At 37.6% G+C, this 1088-nt stretch carries 1 protein-coding gene; it reads left to right on the top strand.

The window, feature by feature from the left end; all coding sequences use genetic code 11:
- On the top strand, positions 1–1059 hold a 1059-nt coding region (locus tag NAF19_RS30485), incomplete at its 5' end, for a sensor histidine kinase (protein ID WP_252794254.1).
- Between the last annotated feature and the right edge of the window lie 29 nt (positions 1060–1088).

The raw sequence follows: 1088 nt of genomic DNA, 5'->3' as shown, positions 1-1088 counted from the left end.
AAAGATAAATTTAAACTGGCCATACTCGCTGCAGAACTCGGCACTTTTGATATGGATATAGCAAAAGGTACGATGGAATGGGACGAACGTTGCCGGAAACTATTCGGCATTGACCACCAGGATACAGTTACCTATGAAAAAGATTTTTTAGAGGGGTTGCATCCCGACGATAAAGAACGGGTAATAAAAGCTATTGATCGGGTGTTTAACAGGTTAGAGAGCAATGGATTTTATGATGTAGAATACCGGACTGTAGGTGTAGTAGATCAAAAGGTACGTTGGCTAAGAGCGAAAGGTCAAGCCTATTTCGATGGCGAGGATAAACCCTATCGATTTATTATTTCCGTTTTGGAAATCACAGATAAAAAGCAGGAAGAGTTAAGAAAAAATGACTTTATTACCATGGTAAGTCATGAACTCAAAACCCCGCTTACTGCTTTAAATGGTTATATACAAATGCTTCATCTTAAAGCTACGAAAAACGCAGATACATTTACAACCCAAACGCTAAGTAAAGTTACGCAACAGGTCAAAAAAATGACCGGAATGATTAACGGATTCCTCAATGTCTCGCAGATAGAGGCTGGGAAAATACCTCTGAATAAAAGTAATTTTCTTTTGAATGACCTGGTTAAAGAAATCATAGAGGCTTATACGCTAATCGCACCAGATCATATAATTACCTATTATCCATGCGAACCTTTACCTTTATATGCAGATTACGACCGGATAGAACAGGTCATGCTTAATCTATTAAATAACGCTGTAAAATATTCGCCTAATGGAGAGCGAATTGAAATTGAATGTCAATTAATTGACGATAAGGTACAGGTTAGCGTTAAAGATAAGGGTATGGGTATTGAACCCGCAGATGTTGTTAAATTATTTGATCGTTTCTTCCGGGTGGAAAATAATCAAACTAAAGCTATACCGGGTTTTGGCATTGGGTTGTATTTGTGTTCCGAGATTATTCATCTTCATAACGGTAAAATATGGGTTGAAAGCGAAAGCGGAAAAGGGTCAGTTTTCTATTTCAGTATTCCGGGTTTAATTACGTGACCTACAAATAAACTAAGTAAGGACTTCGA

Origin of the sequence: Mucilaginibacter flavidus (assembly GCF_024055575.1) — a bacterium.
GTDB lineage: Bacteria > Bacteroidota > Bacteroidia > Sphingobacteriales > Sphingobacteriaceae > Mucilaginibacter > Mucilaginibacter flavidus.
Note: the sequence above shows the minus strand (reverse complement) of the source record. Positions and strands in the feature narration are given on the sequence as shown.